This is a genomic window from Rickettsiales endosymbiont of Stachyamoeba lipophora, from assembly GCF_003932735.1.
Lineage (GTDB): Bacteria > Pseudomonadota > Alphaproteobacteria > Rickettsiales > 33-17 > RICK01.
In genome coordinates, this window is record NZ_CP033611.1 from 1,211,384 (window position 1) to 1,233,682 (window position 22,299).

Annotated in this window: 18 protein-coding genes and 1 other RNA gene; 10 read left to right on the plus strand and 9 right to left on the minus strand. The window is 32.4% G+C overall.

The features are described 5' to 3' along the window. Positions 1-9 precede the first annotated feature (9 nt). The 5 genes from ribF to EF513_RS05605 all read left to right on the plus strand — a co-directional run bounded on the left by ribF (position 10) and on the right by EF513_RS05605 (position 5,093). Positions 10-936 (plus strand): riboflavin biosynthesis protein RibF, encoded by a 927-nt coding sequence (gene ribF / locus EF513_RS05585; RefSeq protein WP_125216422.1) that lies wholly within the window; start codon positions 10-12, stop codon positions 934-936. Then, the gene (lspA, locus tag EF513_RS05590) at positions 926-1,417 is read left to right on the plus strand and encodes a signal peptidase II (RefSeq protein WP_125216423.1); all 492 of its coding nucleotides are present in this window, start codon (positions 926-928) and stop codon (positions 1,415-1,417) included. The genes ribF and lspA overlap by 11 nt, the downstream gene beginning before the upstream one ends. 18 nt (positions 1,418-1,435) lie before the next feature. Continuing rightward, on the plus strand, positions 1,436-1,960 hold the full coding sequence (locus tag EF513_RS05595) for a DUF3035 domain-containing protein (RefSeq protein ID WP_125216424.1): 525 nt from the start codon (positions 1,436-1,438) through the stop codon (positions 1,958-1,960). A gap of 107 nt (positions 1,961-2,067) precedes the next feature. Further along, the gene (gene mutL / locus EF513_RS05600; RefSeq protein ID WP_164503843.1) at positions 2,068-3,954 is read left to right on the plus strand and encodes a DNA mismatch repair endonuclease MutL; all 1,887 of its coding nucleotides are present in this window, start codon (positions 2,068-2,070) and stop codon (positions 3,952-3,954) included. Positions 3,955-4,178: 224 nt separating this feature from the next. Then, a complete protein-coding gene (locus tag EF513_RS05605; protein WP_125216426.1) occupies positions 4,179-5,093 on the plus strand; it encodes an MraY family glycosyltransferase in 915 nt (304 codons plus the stop codon). A 199-nt stretch (positions 5,094-5,292) separates the two neighbouring features. Here EF513_RS05605 and EF513_RS05610 read toward each other — a convergent pair whose 3' ends face one another. From EF513_RS05610 to EF513_RS05645, 8 genes are all read right to left on the minus strand, one after another. Then, positions 5,293-8,295, minus strand: coding sequence for a hypothetical protein (locus tag EF513_RS05610; protein ID WP_125216427.1), 3,003 nt, complete (start codon positions 8,293-8,295; stop codon positions 5,293-5,295). A 3-nt stretch (positions 8,296-8,298) separates the two neighbouring features. Then, a complete protein-coding gene (gene thyX, locus EF513_RS05615; protein ID WP_125216858.1) occupies positions 8,299-9,228 on the minus strand; it encodes an FAD-dependent thymidylate synthase in 930 nt (309 codons plus the stop codon). Between the two features lie 151 nt (positions 9,229-9,379). After that, complete coding sequence (locus tag EF513_RS05620) at positions 9,380-12,205, minus strand: sodium:solute symporter family transporter (protein WP_125216428.1); 2,826 nt, start codon at positions 12,203-12,205, stop codon at positions 9,380-9,382. A gap of 328 nt (positions 12,206-12,533) precedes the next feature. Next, a complete protein-coding gene (gene lpxC, locus EF513_RS05625; RefSeq protein WP_125216429.1) occupies positions 12,534-13,385 on the minus strand; it encodes a UDP-3-O-acyl-N-acetylglucosamine deacetylase in 852 nt (283 codons plus the stop codon). Between the two features lie 121 nt (positions 13,386-13,506). Next, positions 13,507-15,414: a 1-deoxy-D-xylulose-5-phosphate synthase gene (gene dxs / locus EF513_RS05630; protein ID WP_125216430.1), complete on the minus strand. Its 1,908-nt coding sequence runs from the start codon at positions 15,412-15,414 to the stop codon at positions 13,507-13,509. Positions 15,415-15,853: 439 nt separating this feature from the next. Further along, positions 15,854-16,351, minus strand: coding sequence for a DUF2155 domain-containing protein (locus EF513_RS05635; RefSeq protein WP_125216431.1), 498 nt, complete (start codon positions 16,349-16,351; stop codon positions 15,854-15,856). 66 nt (positions 16,352-16,417) lie between these two features. After that, positions 16,418-16,912: an outer membrane lipid asymmetry maintenance protein MlaD gene (gene mlaD, locus EF513_RS05640; protein WP_125216432.1), complete on the minus strand. Its 495-nt coding sequence runs from the start codon at positions 16,910-16,912 to the stop codon at positions 16,418-16,420. A 51-nt stretch (positions 16,913-16,963) separates the two neighbouring features. Next, positions 16,964-17,320, minus strand: a complete 357-nt coding sequence (locus tag EF513_RS05645; protein ID WP_125216433.1) for an NADH-ubiquinone oxidoreductase subunit NDUFA12 family protein — start codon at positions 17,318-17,320, stop codon at positions 16,964-16,966. A 77-nt stretch (positions 17,321-17,397) separates the two neighbouring features. Here EF513_RS05645 and ssrA point away from each other — a divergent pair. From ssrA to EF513_RS05665, 4 genes are all read left to right on the plus strand, one after another. Beyond that, positions 17,398-17,731: a transfer-messenger RNA gene (ssrA, locus tag EF513_RS05650) on the plus strand. Between the two features lie 154 nt (positions 17,732-17,885). Then, entirely contained in the window at positions 17,886-18,881 is a 996-nt protein-coding gene (locus tag EF513_RS05655) for an ABC transporter substrate-binding protein (protein ID WP_125216434.1), read from the plus strand. Then, positions 18,881-19,744 carry an ABC transporter permease gene (locus tag EF513_RS05660; RefSeq protein ID WP_125216435.1) on the plus strand — a complete coding sequence of 288 codons (864 nt, stop codon included), beginning with the start codon at positions 18,881-18,883 and terminating at the stop codon, positions 19,742-19,744. Before EF513_RS05655 ends, EF513_RS05660 begins: the two co-directional genes overlap by 1 nt. Then, positions 19,741-20,490, plus strand: coding sequence for an ABC transporter ATP-binding protein (locus EF513_RS05665; RefSeq protein ID WP_125216436.1), 750 nt, complete (start codon positions 19,741-19,743; stop codon positions 20,488-20,490). The genes EF513_RS05660 and EF513_RS05665 overlap by 4 nt, the downstream gene beginning before the upstream one ends. Positions 20,491-20,776: 286 nt before the next feature. On the opposite strand, the gene EF513_RS05670 is transcribed toward EF513_RS05665, so the two are convergent. Then, the gene (locus EF513_RS05670) at positions 20,777-21,145 is read right to left on the minus strand and encodes a hypothetical protein (protein WP_125216437.1); all 369 of its coding nucleotides are present in this window, start codon (positions 21,143-21,145) and stop codon (positions 20,777-20,779) included. A gap of 134 nt (positions 21,146-21,279) precedes the next feature. Between EF513_RS05670 and EF513_RS05675 the strand changes: the two genes are divergently transcribed. Then, positions 21,280-22,275 (plus strand): lactate/malate family dehydrogenase, encoded by a 996-nt coding sequence (locus EF513_RS05675; RefSeq protein ID WP_125216438.1) that lies wholly within the window; start codon positions 21,280-21,282, stop codon positions 22,273-22,275. Positions 22,276-22,299 lie beyond the last annotated feature (24 nt).

The window sequence follows — 22,299 nt, forward strand, 5'->3', positions numbered from 1 at the left end:
TAATAAATTATGAGAATTGTTAGATACTCTCAATATTATAATAGTGTGGATAGTATAGTCCTTGCTATTGGAAAATTTGATGGTGTGCATTTAGGGCATCAAGCGGTGATTAATAATGCAAAATTGGAAGCTGAAGCTCTTAAGCTGCCTTTAAGTATCATGTGTTTTGAGCCTAATCCTCTAGTGTTCTTTAGGCCTGGTTTAAATTACAAACGTATTGATAGCATAAGAACCAGAATTTTTAAATTTGCCCATATGGGAATTGATTTAATGTTTCTCCAAAACTTTAATCACCAATTTGCTGGGATGACTGCTAAAGAATTTATTGAAAAAATTTTAATAGAAAAACTTAAGGTGAAGTCCTTAGTGATAGGTTATGATTTTGAATTTGGAAATAAGCGTAGTGGCAATATCGAACTATTAGAAGAATATGCAAAGCAAGGATATTTTAATTTAAAAATAATTCTTAAACAAGTAAACGAAAAGAGTGAAATCTATTCTTCTAGCCTAGTAAAAGCTTACTTAGAAGAAGGTAAGGTAGATAAAATTAGGTCTATTTTAGGGGCTTATTATACTATTCATGGTAAGGTACGAAAAGGGAAAAGGCTTGCCCGTAACTTAGGATATCGTACTGCAAATATAGCTGGTATGGAGCAATTAGTACTAAGATATGGGGTGTATGAAGTGAAAAGTACTTTTAACGGTCAAGTGCTTAAGGGGGTAGCTAATTTTGGGGTTAAGCCAACATTATTTAATAATACTAAGCCGTTACTAGAAGTGCATTTTATTAATTTCTCAGGCGATTTATATAATCAAAATTTGACAATTGAATTTTTACGCTTTATTCGAGAAGAAAAAAAATTTGAAAGTGTTAATGCATTAAAACAGCAGATTATGCAAGATATAATGGGTATTGAAAATAATAATGAAATATAAAAAATTAAGTGTATTTATCATTATATTGATTACACTTAGCTTAGATTTAGCATCTAAAGAACTGGTGTTTGAATATTTTAAAAGCTTCAGTATATATGAAGTTAACATATTCCCGGGATTTAATTTAGCTTATGTAAAAAACTATGGAATTAGTTTTGGTTTGTTTCAAGCTCCTGGGCTTGGCAAATTTATTTTTCCTACTATAGCTCTGGCTATATCTTTATATCTTCTATGGTTAGTCAAAAATACTCAAGATAAATTACAAGTTTTTGCCTTTAGTCTGATCATTGGTGGTGCGCTTGGTAATATTATTGATAGGATTGTATGTGGATATGTACGAGACTTTTTAGATTTTTATATTGATAAATATCATTGGCCATCATTTAATTTAGCTGATAGTTTTGTATGTATCGGTGTATCTTTAATAATAATACAAGATGTAATAGAACATTTTAAAATAAAAAAGATAAGTATAGATTGATTTTAGGGAGAAAGTTATATGAGAATTATTAGTTTAGTTCTTTTATTAGTTGTACTAACTGCTTGTAACCAAAGCATGAAAAGAAATTTGGGATTAATTAGAAGTGCACCAGATGAATTTATGGTAATAAGCCAACCAGATTTAATACTGCCACCTAATTATGATTTGGTGAAACCGGGTACGCCTGTTGATGTGTATTCTGTTCTAAATGGTAGCAAAGATGTTAATATACCAATAGAATTTAATCAAGCTGAAGAGCTAATGCTCAAAAGGCTTGGCTTAAACTCACGTGACCCAGCTATTAGGCAAAGTTTAAGTGCTGATAAGAAACCAGAAGATTATACAGAAGAAAAATCTTTAATTGATAAGGCCGGCATGATATTAAAGCGTGATGATGAAAATCAGGTAAAGCATATAATAATTCCTGCAGAAGAAAAGAATAGAATAGAAGAAAATAGAAAAAATAATCGTTCCTTATTAGAAGGAGAGATTAAAAGTGAAAAACAAGAGAAGACATTAATTGATAAAGTGCTAGGGAAGTAATAAGGTTAAGTAACTCTTAAAATAATATGTGTATTATTGCCTGATCTTAGGCTTATCTCACCCAAGATAGAGCTTTAAATAATTAATTATAGTTTTAGAATATTTTAGTGATAATTAGACAACTTTCCCAAACTACTATCAATAGAATTGCTGCTGGTGAGGTACTTGAGCGTCCTTCTTCAGCGGTAAAAGAATTGGTTGAGAATGCCATTGATGCAGGGGCAACTGAAATTAAAGTATGGATAGAGGCGGGGGGACAAAATTACATTAAAATTGAAGATAACGGTTCGGGTATACCACCTAATGAATTAGCTTTAGCAGTTGATAGGCATACTACTTCAAAACTAAAAGATGATGATCTATTTAATATCAATTCTTTTGGTTTTAGAGGGGAAGCGCTAGCTTCAATAGGGTCTGTTGCCCGTCTTAAAATTACTTCAAAAACTTTGGAGCACGACATAGCTTACTCTATTTCAGTTGAGGGTGGGGATAAGCAAGAAGTAATTCCAGCTTCTTTAAGTATCAATAGGGGTAGTATAGTTGAAGTAAGAGACCTATTCTTTGCAACTCCTGCCAGGCTAAAGTTTTTAAAATCTCCTAAAAGTGAAGCGCAGCAAGTAGCAAATATCTTAGAAAGAATTGCGCTGATAAACCCGCATATTAGCTTTGTCTTTTATAATGATTTAAAGAAAGTTTTAGATAGTAGAGAATCTATTGACCATAATTTGCTTAATCGGATAACAGATTTATGGGGAGAAAGCTTTTCTCAAAATCTACTCACATTAGATTTTATACGAGAAGATATTCAAATTAGCGGATTTTTAGGACTTCCTACTTTTAACTTTAGAACTGGAGATAAAATTTTAATTTATGTTAATAATCGTCCAGTAAAAGATAGAATTTTGCAGCAAGCTGTTAAAGTTGCCTATCAAGATGTTTTACCGTATGATCGGTTCCCACTTGCGTTAGTTAAATTAACTCTCCCAAATTATGAAATAGATGTAAACGTGCATCCGGCTAAAACAGAAGTAAGGTTTAAAGATCAAAATTTGATTAAAGCAATTATTATTAAGGCTATCAAGCAAGTGTTGGTGGATACTAATAGCAACATTACCTCGTCTACTTTAAGTGATAACCTGATTAATAAAATTGCCAGTAGTAATAATTTAGAAGCTACTCAAGAATTACAGAGAGCTGCCCACCAAATGGGACTAGGCGGTTTTAGGCAAGCAAGAGCAGCCCCATTTTATCAAGCAAATGAATATCATAATAAATTGAGCATTCCTCCTGCAAGTTATACTCAGGTTGAGGCATCCAATATTTCCAGCCAATTTAATAATAATCCTAATATAGCAACCGTTACTACGACTGAGCATAGTTATAAAGAATTAGATTCTACTTCTTCGCTAGATACCATATATCCGTTAGGAGTAGCAAAATGCCAAATTGGATTAACTTATATTATTGCTGAAAATGAAGAAGGACTAGTTATTGTAGATCAGCATGCTGCTCATGAGCGTATAGTGTATGAGAAGCTTAAAAATAACCTTGTACAAAATGGTATTGAAAAGCAGCAATTGTTAATTCCTGAAGTGATCCATTTAACTGAAGCGCAAATTGAAGTTATTATTAATCATCAGGAGCATTTATTAAGCTTAGGTTTTGAGATTATATTGGTTGATAAAAAGATCATTGAAGTCAAATCAGTGCCAAGTAGTTTTGGAGAATTCGATATCCAAGCGACCTTTAATGACTTGGCAGAAGATCTAATTAGGTTTGATAAAGCTTACAATATTGAACAAGTTTTTGAGCATATTTATGAAACTTTAGCCTGCCATAGTAGCATTAGGGCAGGACGAAAAATGAATGCTCATGAGATGAATATGATGCTTAGGCAAATTGAAAATACACCGATGGCAGCTCAATGTAATCATGGCAGACCAACTTTTATTAAGCTTAAATTAAAGGATTTAGAACAGCTTTTTGGCAGATAAATTTGTATATAATCAAAAGTTAATTTTCAAATCCAGTTATAAATATTATAAGTATAGATATTAAGTTATATGCTCGGTAGCTTGCAAGAATTGGAGATCGTCAAATTTGTTAGAACTGTGCTGCTCAAATATGTCTATATATTCTGTGCTGCTCACTAATATTTTACTAGTCATTTCTTGAAATCATTTTGGTATATAAATTGAAATATTTAAGAGGTTAGCTCATGAATTGGCATTATTTTGGATTACTTTTTATAACTAGCACGGTGGGTAGTGGCTGGATTACTTGGTTTTTAATTAAAATTTTTAAAAGTAAAAGAGTCTTAGATATTCCTAATGCAAGAAGTAATCATCAAAACCCTATTCCCAGAGGGGCAGGGCTTGCTACTTTAATCATATTTGTAGTTGGCTATCCTTTTTTTAGCTATGTAGCTTTTAATGAAATTTATAATTCCTTTATTTTAGCTGGTGCTGCCTTAATAATAGGGGCAGTAGGATTTATAGATGATCTAAAACCACTTTCAATTAAAATTAGGCTTGCTGCTCATTTGTTGGCTGCAAGCCTAGTAGTATTTTTGCTGCTGCAAGAGGTGAATTTATTATTACCATCCTTTATTCCTAATTTGATAGAAAAAATTTTAATTTCTCTAACTCTTGCCTACTTTATTAGTATTTACAATTTTATGGATGGAATTGATGGCATTACCGGTAGCAATAATATCATGATGATGATTGGAGTTTTGCTGCTAGTGATTACTAAAACAGAACAATGGTCTTTAGGTTATATAAGTGCTTTAATTATTGGTAGTAGTATAGGGTTTTTAATATTTAATTGGCATCCTGCTAAAATATTTTACGGAGATGTAGGAAGCACTTTAAGTGGCTTTATCATTGGATATTGTTTACTTAAGCTTGCATATAAAGGAGGAGTAATAAATAGTTTAATCCTACCTAGTTATTACTTATGTGATGCGACTTTTACCTTAATTAGCAGAATGGTAAAAAGAGAAAAATTTTGGCAGCCTCATTCGAAACATGTTTATCAACGTTTAGTAAGAAGCGGCCTATCACATTCTCACGTTACTTTGATGGTAACATTATACAGTTCCATAGCTATTATAACTGCTTTATGTTTATAGTAATATTTTATTATTAAGTGAAGTTTTTTAAAGCTCCTTTTGAAGCTATGTATAGATAGATGGATAATTTGTGTGTCAGACTAAGCCTTGAATGTGCATTTAGGTTTAATAAACCATACTCATCATTTGTGTTTATTCTAAATTTCCCTATATTTTTCCGGTTTCGAAAGAAGCCTAATATAGTTTTTTGGCAATAAGGTTATTGGAAAATTTTACGTAAAAAACCTGGAGTTAATATAGATAGGGGGTTAACCCAAATCTTAGGAGTGGGATGAGATATATCTCCCTTAATAGTATAATTTACAGCAACTATGCCGCTATTTTTGCCTCCTAATAAGTTGGCCCCTAATACAGGTATTTTGCCAAATAATTGATTAATACCATATAAATTAGGTACCAAAGTACCATTGAACTTATAATCCTTAGAATGTAGATTATAAAATCCTTCCATGGTAAGCCCAATAGAGTTTGCTTTAGCATTACCATCAGTAATAGTGAGTTTATGTTGTTGCCAATCATATGCTATTTTACTCGAGGATTTAGTAAATTTGATACCTTTTTCATTTTTAGTTAATATAGAAGAGATTCCGCCAATTGAGGTCAATTTCAATATTGAGTATAAAACCGAAGCCTGTAGTGAGGTAATATCTTGAATATTAACTTTTCCCTCAATTTTATTATCTGATTTAATACCCTTAAGATAAGCGTTAAACTTGCCACCTACAAAATTATTAGAAATATTTAAAGCGTTTAATAATTTACCAAAATCGCTAATTAGATATTCAAAATGGTAAGTATCTTTGCCATTTTGGCTAATAAAATTGAAATTATCTTTGTGATCAATATGGCTACTAATATGAAAATTATCACACTTGTTGGTGCAATTAAGGTCTATTTTTAAGTTATTAAGTTTAATACTATTGGCAGTAGTTACGGTTTGTAATGCCGCTTTAATGCTAATATCTTTTAACCATTCATTAGGAGATGCAGATTTAGTTACAGTAGATAAAAACTTACTAATATCTAAGTGACTTCCGGTTAAGTCTAAAGTTTTATGTTTCTGATTGTTTTCGTAATCAATTGAAAATTTATTATTAAAGCTGGATAAATTATTAATTTTAAGGTCTGTTACAACTTTCTTTTGTTTATTATAAGTTAAGAAGCTAGGGTCGGTATTAAGTGTCACCCCTTTTAAGATGATATTATGCATTATTAAATGATGATCGTCATTAATGATGGTTGCTTCATAAAACTGTTTTTGTCCAACATATTTGTTTAGGTTTAGTCCTGCTATATGCAAGTTACTATTAGTAAAGTTAAGTTTTACATGATTGGTAGATTTATCTGGAAAAATAGTAGTGAGAACATCAACATAGGTTCTACCTTCGGTAGTAATATCTTGTAGTGGATCTATCTCTAAAGCCTCAGCTAACTTATTAATACTTTTGTGATTTATATTGCCCTGAATTTTTATAATGGCGGGCAGGGTAGATTTTTGAGTTAAATTTACCTTAAGTTCATTTTGATGAATAAGCGCTTGGGTTTTTAAATTTAAAATATTTTCTGCCCAATCAAAAGTTCCATCTTTAAATTCAATTGGAAAGCCATTTTTTAGCTCAAAAAAATTGGCGCTGCTTAATTGAGCAAACTCGCCACTTATTTTAAAATTTAGATTATTAATATCCGAGCCATAATAAGGAATTTCGAATTGTGATGAAAGTTTGATATCACCATTTAACTTAGTTAAACAATTTTTAATTACATTATATTGTGTAATTTCTGTTTTAAATCGTTCTAAAATTTTTAAAGTATCCTTGATTTGTCCTTCAAAATTTAAATCAAATAATACCTTTTTTGTAGTATCAAAAGGAATTTCAATTGCTGTATTTTTTATTTTAGAGTTAGCAAAAGTTGCTTCGATAATGTTAAATGCGGCCGCAAAGGGAGAAAATTTTACAGCCAAATTAGTTTTTGCAAGCTTATCAAGCTTTTCTAAGACAGTAAGTTCTGCATTAATAATATTTAATTTAGCTTGAATTTGTGAGTCTGTCATTAAATTAGGGGTTAGCCATTTAGAATCAATTTTAAAATTTCCTTTCCCACTAGCTATAAGGCCAGATTTTAAATAATTAAAGACTTCTTGTTTAATGAAAAGATATTGTTTTGGCCAATAATTTGGTACATATTCAACAGGTATATTTCTCACTTGGACTGTTAAATCAGCAAGATTACTAAATAAAAAAGGGTTTATTACTCCGGTTATTTCTATTTGGCCTTGTTCTTCTGGAGCAAGTAGAAATTTAGTAAGTTTGATTTGTTTAAAATCTTCATGGATCTCAAATTTAATGTAAGCATTTCTAATCTTATGTTGATGATCAAAAAACTTCGCTAAATGATATGTACCTGTTAGTTTATCTAATTCTATTTTAAGATTGCTTAATTTATTGTTTTGTATTTCAGCCTCTAAAGCTATATTGGTAGTAAGGTTATGTTGTAGAGGGCCAGTTAAGTTATCTAGTTTATTGCCCAAAGCCCAATTAATTATTTGGCTATTTAAATTATCTAGTTTGGTTTTGAATTTCACACTTTCTGGCGTAGTCTCAATTGAGATAAAGTGCTTATAAGCTATATTATTAATTTTGAGATCAAAATCGATTAAGCTTTTGTGAGTATTTATATATAAATTTTGAATATTATTAATTTTTAGATTATTACCTAAATAGTCAATTTTGACATCTTTAATTTGAATTTTAATATTTTTGAAAAAGCTAAAAATTTTATTAAAATTAAATTTTCTTTGAAAAGAGGGTTGGTTTTCAGTAAGAAATTCAAGATTGATATCACCCTTGCTAAAGAGAATGTAATCAGGGACTAAGTTACTGGTAAGCAAATTCCAAATAGGAATTTTAAATTCCAACTTTTCAAATTTAATAAAAGGCTGCTCCGCTTTATTTAAAGCAGTTAGATTATCAATAGATAATCTGATTTTAAAATTAGCAAGATCGATAACAAAGTGGCTATGTTGAATATCAACTCTACTAGTCTGATCAAGGGAGTGAATGCTCCTTACTATCAGTTTGTTAATAACTTTATTGTCAATAGGGTGTTTATGTATATGAAACGCCACCCCTAATACAAAAAGAATAGCGCTAAATGTAATAACCCACAAATATATAAAAAATCTTTTTAGCTTTTTGTTCATTAGCTAGTCTTTTTCTAGGTTTAAAACCTCCATAAGTTCACCCCATTCGCGTTTTGACATACCGCTTGATTCTTGGGTGACTTTTTCACCGTTAATCATCTTTTTAATTATTTCGGTACCTTTACGTGAAATATGGGTGCCAAACATTCTATATTCTTCAAAAGCTTCATAAGTGATTGGTACCCATTTTTTTACAATCTCAGCAATGATATCCGCATAAACGCGAATTTCGTATTGTGCATGAGGGTCAGCGCGTAATGCAATAAAATGCAATAAGTTATGCAAATTGGTTTTCCAATACCACTCAGTATAAAAATTTAAGTTTAAATTCATACGAGCTAATTCTCTAGCAAGGCTGGGTTTTTGCTCATCTAAAGTGTTGCCTTCTGAGTCCATGTTAAGCATTTCTTCATAATGCTTGTAACAAGTAAGAGCATCTTGTTTAAAAGTTTCAATATAATTGCGAGCTTGTTCTTCAGGTAGTAACTCTTCGCGTCCTTGGCGATTAGTAGATGACTGTGCAGCCATATGATTCATTTCAGGAATATAAAATTCGTTACCTAAAATAGAATAACGAGCGGAATATTCATTAACACTGGCAGTTCTATGCCTGATCCATTGGCGTGCAACAAATATTGGTAATTTGATATGAAGTTTAATATCACACATTTCAAAAGGGGTGGTATGCCTATGGCGCATTAAGTAAAAAATTAATCCACGATCTTCGTTAACCTTTTTAGTACCTTTTCCATACGAAACGCGGGCAGCTTGTACTACTGCTGCGTCATCTCCCATATAATCAATCACTCGGACAAATCCATGATCCAAAACTTTATGAGGAGTATATAATTCCTCTTCAATTCCTGATACTGTAGCTCTTCTTGTTTGGTTGGTTTGAGTTTGTAATTCAGCAAGTTCAGCTTGTTTATCCATCATTGAAGAGCACCTTTAGTTTAAATTAGTAAAAATATTTTTGTCTCCATGAGGATATAAATTATTTGAACTATTGCAAGGTAAAATCACGATAATATTATAAAAATTTTACAGTATAAAAGTTATAATTAATAAAGCTAAAATTGTTAGCTTAAGCTAAATGGGTAATTGGAAGAATGAAAGTAAAGATGGAACCTTTGTCTTCATTATTACTAGCCCAAATTTTTCCTTTATGTAGTTCAATAATTTTTTTACATAAAGCAAGGCCGACACCTCTACCACCTGCTTGGTTACGAGTTTTTGAGCTTACTGTAAACGGTTCAAATATTTCATAAAGTTCATTTGTAGGTATGCCAATTCCTTGATCCGTAATACTAAATTCTATTACATGCGTAGCATTTGTTTCTTCCAGCTTATTTTTAAGTGCGATAACGATTGTTCCGTCATTACTATATTGGATAGCATTGCTGATTAAATTACCTAAGGTTTGTTTGATATAATATTCATCGCATTCTGCTATTAAAGCAGGTTCAATATCGATAATAAATTCAAGATGGTCACTTTTGTTATTAAATTTGCAGCATTCTTTAATAGTATCGTGTAATAAATTGCTTAAATTTATCTCTTGAATTTGTAAATTAGCTTTTAAGCTACTTAAATTGGATAAATCCAAAATATTATTCATTAAGCTGAGTAATCTATTTGAGTTTTCGGCAATAGTTTTTACCGCTTTACGTTTGTGCTCTTCGCTTAGCTTATAATAATCTTCGTCAAGTATCTCACTAATACTAGTAATTCCACTAATAGGAGTTCTAATTTCATGATTGATATTGTTGATAAATTCATTTTTAAGTTCTAGTAATTTTTTGAGTTCTTCCTCACGATCACGAATCTTTTCGCTTAAATATATCTTTGTTTGTTCTGAAAGCTCTTGCTGTTCTTGTTGAGGTTTAACTAAGGCCACAAGTACTGCACTGATCAGTAAAGAAAGATAGGTTATTTTTAATTTTAAATCATATCCAGCAGGACCTGTGCCAATATCTCCTATAAATATATGATAGGCCATAACTGCTAATAATCCTCCAGAAATAATCATAAGCAATGCAATTTGCCACCGCATCAGTAATCCTACCATCACTAAATTAAGGATGAAAATAACTAAACTATTTTCAGAGAATTGGCTTACCATAACTAAAAAGCTGCTGCTAAAGGCCAAAGTGGTAAATACAGCAATATGCCAAATAATTCCTAAGTACTTATTTTTAATATTTTCTGGCCATAATTTATTGCATATAAAAGCTGTACCTAAAAAAAGCCCTACAGCTTCTATAATGCTTAGTATATGGAAATACTGCTGATGTAAGGTGTTATCTAGTAGGAAGGTAGCCAGTATTATTGAGAGGATACTAAATACACCATAGATAGTATAAGTTATACCTCCTGGCGGTGTATTAGCTGCACAATATTTAACTAGATTGAAATTTTGAATACTATTTATAAAAGTACTAAAAAATCGTTGTTTCATTTGTTTGTTATATTTACTTTTAATTTCCATTTCTTGAAGTAGAGCCAAATTTTTAGTGCCAACCCATCCGCCGGGCTCTTTCAAAAGATAATGCGCTAGCATAAAGCATATAAGGTTGGCAGACATTGCTGGTACCACGCTTTCAATACCTATAACGGGCTGAATCCAATTACGCCAGATTATTACGGTAGCAATACCTCCGAACATGCCAATTAATACTGCGCGAGTAGAACTTCTAAAACCCATAACAGCCAAAATTAAAGGTATAGTCACTACCGGGCGGTAAAAGTTGGCTTGTAGTAATACGAGTTTTAGCAAATTGGTAGCTGATAGAGCTAGCAATACTCCGCCTATACCCATTAATATAGTAAAAATTCTAGTAACAAGTAATTCTCTTTTGATTTTTAATCCTATCGATTTACAAAAATCATTAACAAAAATCACTGAACCGGTATTAAGCCAAGAATCAGCAGTGGACATAATCATTGCCATCACGCCTGCAATAGCCAAACCTTTAAAGCCTGTGAAAGTATAAGTATCAATCACATACATAGCGATATTATTAGGATCTAGTCCTGGATTGTGTGTATAAACAACCATTCCTATAAAATGTCCTAGTAAGTCAATCACTAGAGCGGTAATAGCAGCAATAGTAAAGGACTGACGAATTTGCTTAACGTTTTTAGCGATTAAGGTACGTTGAACCATAGTAGAATTAAAGCTTGGTACCATTGAGTATAAAAATAAAAATAAATACTCAACAAATTGCGGATGACGATAAGTAAAAAATTTAGAAACATTGTATTTAGGATTATTTTGTAAAGTATCTATAATTAATTCCTGACTTCCGATAGATTGCCAAATAAATAAAGCAAACATAGGAATAAAGACACCAAAAGTTATGAATTGCATAACATCTGTAAAAGTTACCGCCTTAATGCCTCCAAAAGCAGAATAAGCAATTACTACAAAGCTGCTGATAACTACTGCATAAATACTATCCATCCCTAAAAAATGATTAAATAGAGTGGAAAATACTTTTATCTGTAAAGCAAGCATTCCTATAGATTGAGCAATGGAAGCTAGAGAGGTAATTATTCTAATGTTATTGCCGTATAGGCTTCCCATTATATCAGCAACAGAGAGCTTGCCAAAAAACTCTTTCATCCTAGGGCCAAAAATCCAGCCGATAGTCAGTAGTGCAATAACATCCCCGGCTGCGGAAGCTAAGTCCCAAAAACCATGTTTGTAAGATTCAGTTACTGATATAGCAAAGCGGCTGCCGCTAATCCAAGTAGCCACCACTGTTGCTGCCAGGGCTGCAGTAGTAAAGTTTCTATTACCAATAGCATATTCTTTGATATTTTTTATTCCGTGGCCGGTATATAGCCCAACAAATAGGTTTATGCTTAGGAAAACTATAATAATGATTAAATCTATATTAATACTCATAGTTGGTAATATATAAAAATTATTAAAACGATTATGGGATAATTTAAGTTAAATTAACGTTAATTGCGTGTAAACGCAATAATAATTTAAGCAAAAGAGAGGGCAAGCTTAAAATATTTATAAAAATAGCTTATATACAGCCAACTTAAATCTAAATTTGAAAACACGATGATAAAAAGAATATAAATAATATTATGCTCTCTAATGTTGTGTTAACTATACATAATTATAGAAACTGATCAAGTTGTCCAATAAGGCAATTAAAAAGGCTTTTAATAATAAAAGCCTTTTTGAGAAGTAAATAATAATGTATTAAAGCTAGTGATTATTAGGATAAAATTTCATGCCAAGCTTCTTGATCTTTAAAAACTTCACGTAACAATTCATTATTAAGTTTATGTCCTGAACAATAACCTTTAACCTTAGCTTTAATATGCCCGGCAAGGTATAAATCTCCAATGCAATCTAAAACTTTGTGCCTAACAAACTCATCATCAAATCTTAAACCATTTTCATTCAAAATTTTATCTTGAGATACAATAATAGCATTGTCGAGTGAGCCACCCTTAGCTAAACCTTTTTTGCGCAGAGCTTCTACTTCATATTCAAAACAGAAAGTGCGTGCACGACTTAAATCATGCTTAAAAGAATTAACTTGATTGTGAATAGCATAATCTTGTTTGCCAATAATTTGATTGGTAAAGTTAATTTGAAGATTAATAGATAAATCATCTGCTGGTTCAATTTCAATATAAGCTTTATCATCACCAACTTTGATAGTTTTATTAATTTTAATGAATTTACGCTTTGCTTCTTGTTCTTGAGTGCCAGCTGATTCAATCATAAATACAAAATGTTCTGAGCTACCATCCATAATCGGCACTTCTTCATTGTCAATTTCAATTAGACAATTGTCAATTCCACAGCCCCATAATGCTGCCATAACATGTTCTACAGTGCTTACTTTTATTCCTTGAGTATTAGAAATAGTAGTATTTAACACAGTATGAGAAACATTTTCAAATTTAGCTTCAATGATATTATTCTCGTTAAGATCATTACGTTTAAATTTAATGCCATGATTTTCAGGTGCAGGATGGAGGATCATTTTAACATCTAATCCGCTGTGTACGCCTTTACCAATGCAGCTTATTGAATGGCAAATTGTATTTTGATTCATAATTTAATATTTGTATTACAATTGATTTTAGATATATTTTAATATTTTTATTATAACCAATTTTGCTACTAATATACAAAACCTATAGTATTACAATTTATTACACGCTTTATAATATAAGCTATTTACTATTGTTTATTAGTTTTTGGGTAAACTGAACGATTGATGTGGTATCTAGCTCAGCCTTTTTAAGCATTTCATTTTGAGTATCTTGATCAATAAAATTATCCGGTAGAAATAGATTGCGATAAATAAGCTTGCCTTGATCTAGTAAGCCATTAGTGGTTAGTACTTGGGTAACTTGAGCAGCAAATCCGCCAATAGAATTTTCTTCCAGCGTAATCAAAATATGATGAGATGCGGCAATATTAATAATATTTTCACTATCAATAGGTTTAGCAAACCTAGCATCAAATACAGTAACGCTTAAGGAAGGTTCTGCTTCTAAGATTTCTGCAGCTTTTAGACTGCTACCAAGTATGGTTCCGATTGCTATAAAGGCAATTTTTAATGAAGTGTTTTGAGCTTGTTTAACCACGCGACCTTTGCCAATTTCTAAAATTTGTAGTGAAGTTGGTAAGGAGGTGATAGTTGATTCGCCCCGGGGGTATCTAAACGCAATAGGGCTTTTATCATAGCAAGCTGCAGTTTTAACCATGTGAGCTAATTCTTCTCCATCGCTGGGTGCCATGATTACTAAATTGGGAAGAGTGCTAAGATAAGTTAGATCGAAACTGCCGGCATGAGTTGGTCCATCTGCTCCAACTAATCCTGCCCGGTCTATTGCAAACCGTACAGGCAAGTTTTGTACAGCTATATCATGTACCACCTGATCGTAAGCGCGCTGTAGAAAGGTTGAATAAATAGCTACAAAAGGTTTGTAATTTTCGCAACTAAGACCTGCTGCAAAAGTAACAGCATGTTGCTCTGCAATGCCTACATCAAAAAAGCGTTCAGGAAATTCTTTGGCAAATTGGTTTAACCCTGTGCCGCTGGGCATAGCTGCAGTAATTGCTATGATTTTAGGATCTTCATAGGCTAAAACGCACAAAGTATCAGCAAAAATTTTAGTGTAACTAAGGTGCGATGAGGATTTCTTTTGTTGCTCTAAGGTTTCCGGATCGAAGCTGCTAACTGCATGAAATTTTTCAGGACAATCTTTTGATGGGTAAAATCCTTTACCTTTTTCTGTAACTATATGTAGCATAAAGGGTGAAGATATCGAATCATCATCACGGATCTGTGTAAGAATTTCTACTAACCCAACTACATCATGACCATCTACAGGTCCAATGGAATAAAATCCTAAATCATCAAAAATATCATTGGTTTTATTGACATTCTTTAAATATTGTTCAGTGCGCTTAGCAATTTTATCAAGGGGGCCGGGTAAATGTTCCAAAGCCTGCTTTGCAACTTGCCTAAAGCTCCGGTACGGCTTAGAGGCGGTAATTTTAGAAAGATATTTACTTAAAGCGCCAACAGGGCGAGCTATTGACATATCGTTATTATTGAGAACCACCAAAAATTTATGATTAGTTGCGCCTGCGTGATTTAAAGCTTCATATGCCATACCAGCACTTAAAGAGCCATCACCTATAATTGCCACTACGTGGTTAGTTTTTTGTTTCAAATCTCTTCCTACTGCCATTCCAAAAGCTGCTGAAATAGAAGTTGAGCTATGACCTGCGCCAAAATGATCATATTCACTTTCTTTGATTTTGGTAAAGCCTGATAATCCGTTACCTTGCCTTAAGGTGTGCATTTGCTCTTTACGGCCGGTTATAATTTTATGTGGATAGGTTTGGTGGCCAATGTCCCATACCAGTTTATCATTGGGAGTATCGAATACATAATGTAGCGCAATAGTAAGTTCTATTACTCCAAGGCCTGCACCAAGATGTCCACCGGTTTGTGAAATTATCTCTATGGTTTGTTGGCGTAATTCTTCACATATTTGAGGTAGTTGTTCTACTTTTAATGTTCTTAAATCTTGTGGATAATTAATTTGATCAATTAAATTTGTCATTCTCTGGTTGTAACTATTATTTCTAAAGTTGTTACCATAAAACAAGCTGTAAGAAAATCAATACTAATTGGTTGTATTTTATATAAAAAATCATAGGAGGTATCAATAAATAAAAATACATTAATAATAAAGTCTGTGAAAACTTAATTAATCTGCTACTGCAGGTTGGCCTGTTAGGTGCTGTATTATTTGAATTTGCACCAAATAACCTATCTTTTGTGAGGTGCTACAATAGCTTGATTTCAATATCTAAATTATTTTCCCGTAAGTTCAAAGTGTATAAAATTTTCGAACTTTTTTATTAGCATTGCTAAAGCTTTGGCTATTTTAGAGTTTATATTACCTCTAAAAAGGTAACACTAAAATTGATGATATGTATAAAAGTATTAAAGGTAGTTTTTATAAAATTAATTATAAAACATTTTACTCTGGGCTGATTTTAATTATCTAGACACGAATCTAGCAAAATATCATAATAAGGGTTGTTGGCTATATAATTTAGAGCGCGAAATTCTTTTGAGATCCAACCATGAAAGACAATTTTGTTATCCTCAATTATTTTAATTAAAGCCAAGTTGCTTTTATAAGGGGTATTGATTTTAGTTAAGCATTTTTCTACTGAAACTTGGATGTTTTTATATGGTTTTTCTTCCCCGATATTAAGTGTTAAGATTGTCTTTTTTGTATAGAGTTTATCTAAATAAATTACTGTTGCCTTAGAGGTGGTTTGGTAACCTTTGGCTCGCTCTCCATTTAGCATTTCATCTAAAGAGTTAGCCTCGTTAGCATTATTACCTTGAGTTTGATGGCTTGGTGGCTCTTGTGGATTATCGTATGGTTCTACATCTTCCTCTTCATTATCTATGTAGCTATTAAGCAAGCTGTCTAGCTCATTATTAGCAAAGACAGGTTGAATAAAGGCTAAAGTCAAATTCAAGATTGCAAAATATTTATAAAATAAAAGGCTTATAGATTTAAAATAAGTATTCACTTGATATGTATCTTATTTGTTATGTTTATAGGTATTATCTTTTTGATCGGTATCTTCTCTTTTATCTTCTTTGGAGAAAATCATTTTACCGATTAAATTTTCTAAACTTATTGAAGATTGAGTATAAAAAATTTGCTCCTTATCTTTTAAAAAGGTGTCATCCCCTCCAGCTTTAATGGCAACAAATTTACCACCTAAAAAGCCTTCACTGTTAATTTCAGCGCTGCTATCGGCAGGAATTTTAATGTCTTTGTCAATATTCATCATAAGCACTGCTTGATAAGTGTTAGGATCGATTTGGCGTGAGACTACCTCACCAATTTTGATTCCCGAAATTCTAATCTCACTACCAATATTAATGCCATTAATATTATCAAATTTAGCAGTTATATTATAACCTTTTGAGCTATCTCTATAATCTGCTTTATTATATGAAGAGAATAAAAAATATCCTGCAAAGACAGTAATTAAAAAGCCAGTAGCAATTTCTAAGTAAGATCTATTCATAGAGCCAGTTCCAATAAAGTTAATAAACAAAGTGTTAGTATAAAAGTTAGTTTAAGCATTTGGATCCCAAGCTTCATAGTCGCCAGTTACTTTAGGCCTTTGGCCACCATTTGCAATATGCCCCGGTGGACGATATGCCATATCAGTACCTGTTAAATTAGGCATAGGATCTTGCTGCCAACTATATTGTTGTACTTTGCTAGGGATCTCATCAGTTAAATAATGTAGCCAGGCATGCCACATGGGAGGAATTTTAGTTGGCTCAACTAAGCCGTTATATATTACAGTGCGGCGATATTTATTTTCACTATCTTTAATTTTAGAAAGATAATATTTATTACCCACTTGATCAGTACCAATAGGTTTATAAAATAACCATACTGAAATCAGGGTGCCAAGTTTGATCATTTGCAATTTAAAAATTTATTTCGGTTATATAAGGATTACGTAAAAAGTGTTTTATTTCAAGTAAAATTTATTTTTTAAGTCTTCACTTTTTATTAGTCTGTGATATATTAGTAAATGTTAAGTTTTGCTTAACTATGGTGATAAACGTTGCTCAAAATAAGCAATACGGACCCGGGGGCAGAACCCGGCACCTCCACCAAAACAATATATGGGGGTGACACAGCTTCGACGTTTGTGGTAAAGGTGTAATTTTCACTCAGCATGATACCGCTGTATAATGGATCATTTTACAAATGCCAACGATAACAATGGTATTGGACTTGTAGCAGCAAACGATAACTTCCAAGCGGAAGTTGCAAACGCTGCATAGGTTCGCGGATAGGGGGCGCCGGGCAACAGAACGCCCCCACTTTTTTGCTATAATTGTGAATATACTAATCTGGTTAAATTTAATTAATTAAAAAAGGATTTAAAATGTATTATAATTATTATTGGTCATTAGGAAAAAATAATTTAAATAACATATCAAATAATTATAATAATATAGTATCAGAGGAATCTCAAAATGTTTGTAAATTTAGTTTGTGTAGTAAAAAAGTTTCTTAAGCCTAAAATTTTCAGTCTATTCTCTTTCTTTATTGTTTCTCTTTGTTCTTTCCTTTCTTTAGCAGCCCCTTCACCTAATATTTATATCTCACAAATTGTTGATCACCCTGGGCTAAACTTAGCTTATGATGGTTTTACTGATGCGCTTAAAAGCTATGGATTTATTGATCAGCAAAATATTAAATTACATAAATTTACAGCTGCTGGGCAAATAAATTTAGCTGCTCAAATTGCTCAAAAGATAATGGCTAGCAATCCTGATTTGGTGGTTGCTATCTCCACACCCTCAGTACAAAGTTTAGTGAGTGCTCGTAAAGATGAAAATATTCCTATTATATTTACTTCAGTAACTGATCATAAGTTAGCAAAGCTAGATCAAGTGGAGAATATTACAGGAGCAATTGATTATCCGTCTATCGATGAAGTTTTAAGCTTGGTACGTAAAATGATGCCTAAAGCTGCTAAAATCGGTTTGATTTATAATGCAGGAGAAGCAAATTCAGTGAGTATATTAGGAAAGCTGAAGGATAATAAGCAACAATTTGAGATTGTTGCTAAAGCAATTAATAATACTCAGCAGATAGCACAAGCAGCAGAAAGCATTGGTAAAGAGATTGATTTGATGCTGGTGACTACCGATAACACTGTGGTGGCAGGAATCAATGTATTATTTAAAGTGATTTCCCAGCATCAATTAAACGTACCTGTAATAGTTATGGATTCTAGCTTGGCAAAGTTTGGTGCTGTGGCTTCTATTGGGTTTAGTCAATATGAAGTAGGGTATAAAGCTGGTGAAAAAGCTGCTAAAATTTTACAAGGTGAAAAAGCATCAAACCTGCGTGTTGAAACTCCAGATAAGCTTGAAATTATTGTTAATCCCATCGTTGCCAAAAAATTTGGAATTATTATCCCTCAAAGTATTCTGACCCAAGTTAAAATCATGGGAGAAAAATAATGAATTTAATGCAAATTTTAGGAGCCACAGAAATTGGCTTAGTTTATGCTATTGTTGCACTTGGGATATTTTTAACATTTAAAGTGATTAACTTTGCAGACCTTACGGTAGATGGTAGCTTTCCTTTAGGTGCTGCTATTACTGCAGTTATGATTACTAAAGGGCATTCGTTATTTTTATCTTTAATTTTAAGTGCTGTTGGTGGAGCGGTATGCGGATTTATTACCTCTATGCTAAGTCAAAAGCTTAAAATTATGGATTTACTGGCTGGAATTTTGATGATGACGGCACTTTATTCAATAAATTTGCGTATTATGGGTCAACCTAATATTGCTCTTTTTAATGATCAAAATATATTTAATGGTAAGTATAATCTGATGATTTTAGCTGCTATAATAATTACTATTTTTGCAGGTATGACCTATCTCTTTAAAACTGAGTTTGGGCTGGCTTTAAGGGCGGTAGGGATCAATTCAAAATGTTCACTTTCCCAGGGTATTAATTTGGTATGCTATCAAACTATTGCTCTATCGCTTGCCAATGGGCTTGCTTCATTAGCAGGGGGAATTTTTGCTTTAACCCAAGGATTTGCAGATATTTCTATGGGTGCTGGTACGGCAATTATTGGTCTTGCGTCAGTAATCATTGGAGAAAAGCTTACACCCAAAAATTTTATTATCTTATTGTGGAGCTGTGTACTTGGCAGTATAACCTATCGTTTGGCCGTGACTATGGCGTTGAATGCAGATTTTCTAGGGCTTGAGAGTAGTGATTTAAACCTCATTACTGCGCTGATTGTTATAGGGTTTATTGCGGTACCTAAATTGCTTAAAAAAACCAACTTGGTTGGAGTAAGATTATGATTACTTTAAAAAATATAATTGTGACCTTTAATCAAGGAAGTGTTAATGAATTTAATGCTTTAGATAAATTTAACCTTACTATTAACAATGGTGAATTTGTAGTAATAATTGGTGGTAATGGAGCTGGTAAATCAACTTTAATGAATGTGATTGCCGGCAATGTTATTCCTCAACAAGGGGCTATCTTTTTTGATAATATGGATGTGACTAAACTAGGGGTGGCACGAAGAGCTAGAATGGTTTCTAGGGTTTTTCAAGATCCCTTGCAAGGTACCTTTGCAGAGCTGACTATTGCTGAAAATTATATATTGTTTGCAAGTAGAGTAAGAGCGAAATCTTTAAGTTTATATAATACTAGCCTTCAAAATTTCAGAGAGCAAGTGGCTGAATTGAATGTTGGTCTAGAAGATCGGTTTGACCAGCCAATTGGAATGCTTTCAGGAGGCCAAAGGCAATTGTTAGCCTTGATAATGTCTATGTCTGCGCCAACTCAAGTGTTGCTGCTTGATGAGCATACGGCGGCTTTGGATCCTAAGATTGCCAAAGTAGTTATGGAGCTAACCGATAAGCTTATAAAAAAACATAACGTCACAGCGCTTATGATTACTCATAATATGAAGCATGCCACCGAATATGGTGGACGGACTATTGTGATGCAACATGGTAAAATCATGCATGATATTAGTGGGGAAGAGAAGAAGCAGATTAACCCTATTAAATTATGGCAAGAAACACAGGAAGAGTAAACAAGAGGAATTGAATTCCTCTTGTTGTTTGGTAATGGAAATGAGAAGGCCATGGTATACTAATCATATGATCTATAATAGCAACAGAATGAGAATTGCCATATATTAGAGCAAAAAAGATTTGCAGGAACTATACCTGGGATAGGTATAGTCAGTCGGTCTATTTTACTTTAATTAACCAAAGCTCAAAATCGTTAAATCTAATGATCTAATCTTCTCTTCTGTATTTTTAGCTCTTTTATCTAGATAAATATAGAACGCGGGTTAAAATTGGCATTAGAAATTATCACATAATAACATCTTCATTATCTATGATTTGTAATTTTTCTGCAATATCTGTACAATTATTATGAAAAATATTTAAATTTCCTGAAAGGCAAGTGAAGCTACCATCATCTAGTTTATCTAGTAGAAATTTTTGGATTAACTCAGCTGAATTTTCATTAAATAATTTGTTATCTTCATCTAAATATAAAGTAAAATTAAAGTTAATGTTTTGATTGTTAGTTGAAGTTATGCTGGCATTGTCGGTAGTTGTTTTGCTCTGTTGCTCAATGATGTTTTTGTTAATATCTAACTTTAAAATTTTACTAAAAAGTTCATCTGCTTGCTGATAATTTAAGCCATTCGTATTAGCCGCTAGTATGTATTGCATATTGGTTACCTGTTTGTTTTTAATTCGATTGTAGATTTACTAAATCTAAAAGACAACGAGAAAAAATTAAATTTTGATTGCTTCAAGCGAATAATTTGTCAAGAATAGAAAGGAATGATGATTAAAGAGTAAATATGAAAACATATTGTAAGGTTGGTATAATTGGTGCGGGGGATATTGGCTTTAATCTGGCAGAAATTCTTGCATTAAAAGGTTATGATGTAATTATTTATAATCGTTACCATAAGGTAGAAGATAAGCCTAGTCCTTATTGGCTCTCTAAAATGGGCAGGTTAATGGATATTAATGATGCACTTCAGTTACCCGGATGCGGCAAAGTAAGCTTAGTAAGTGATTTAAGTGAATTAAGTGGCGTAAATTTTATAGTTATTACCACTGGGGTTAAGCGCACTTCTAATGATGAAACTAGAGAAGAGCTTGCAGGTAAAAATGCTGTTATTATGCAATCTTATATAAATTTTATAGCAGATCATCCAATGATATTAGTGTTGATGGTAGCAAATCCGGTGGATTTTTTAACTAGTTATTTAATTAGAATGGTTGCAAAAAAATCTGGTAAGAAAGAAAAGGAGATTGCTAAAAAAATTGTAGGTGTAAGTTATGTGGATACTATGAGGTTAATCAATGCTGTTAAAGAATTTATCCATAATAAATTTCCTGAGCTTGAAAATCCGGTAGTAGAAGGAATTGCAATCGGTGAACATGGTCCTAATATGGTGCCTTTAATGAGTGGTGTTACTATTAATGCTAAACCATTAACTGAATTCGCGAGTTATGAACAGATCCAAGAAATAAGTAACCAGACAATACTTAGGGGTAATGATATTATTAAGTTAACAGGAACTTCTTCTGTTCTTGGTCCCTCGCATGCAGCTATGCACATGATTGAACAGATTGATGGCCATGCTAAAGTGCGGATTCCTTGTTCAGTTTGGGATGGAAAACGAGCAATGGGCCAGCTTACCGAATTTTTAGCCCGAGAAGTTAATACCATTATAAGCGTTAAGCAAAATAGCACTGAGCGGCAGATGATTAATAATTGCCAAACAGTATTAGATAATCAATATCAAGTTATTACCGAGCTTTTAAAGCCATCAATAAAAAGTTGACGCGTGCACTAGTAAGGGAGATAC